General features: G+C 62.7%; 1 protein-coding gene. It reads right to left on the bottom strand.

Translation table 11 applies throughout. The features are described 5' to 3' along the window. A partial coding sequence (locus tag AC1RQF_RS33520) for a type VI secretion system Vgr family protein (RefSeq protein ID WP_492874443.1) occupies positions 1 to 526 on the bottom strand: 526 nt, incomplete at both ends.

Genomic DNA, 526 nt, shown 5'->3' with positions numbered 1-526 from the left:
CGGTCTTGTCGCGGCGGTTATTGCCGACCTCTTCGGTGCGGTCCTTGCCGGTGTGGAGGGTGTGGTTGCGGCCGACGGTAAGGAAGTCGTCCTGACCGATGTCGTGCCGGCGGTCCTGGCCGATGCTGACCTGCTCATCGTTGCCCACGGTCTCCTTGCGGTCGTGGCCGATGGCGATGGTCTCGTCGTGCTCGACCTGCTCGCTGCGGTCGTGGCCAACGAAGGTGGTTTCGTCGTGGTTGACGTGGATGTTCTGGTCTTTCTGCGCGTGGACGTAGATCTCCTCCTGATCCTTCTCGTCCTCGAAGCGCAGCTCGTTGTAACCCTCGCCCTTGTGGGTCTTGCTCTTGAGGGTCATCCGCGTCTTGTGACGGGGCAATTCATAGGGAGGCAGTTGTAAGCGGTTGTATACCCGCCCGGTGATCACGGGCTGGTCGGGGTCCCCTTCATAGTGAGACACGATGACCTCCTGCCCGATGCGCGGGATGGCCATGTGCCCCCAGGTGGCGCCGGCGATGTTCTGCGA

It is taken from the genome of Burkholderia sp. GW821-FHT14F03 (assembly GCF_058803765.1).
Note: the sequence above shows the minus strand (reverse complement) of the source record. Positions and strands in the feature narration are given on the sequence as shown.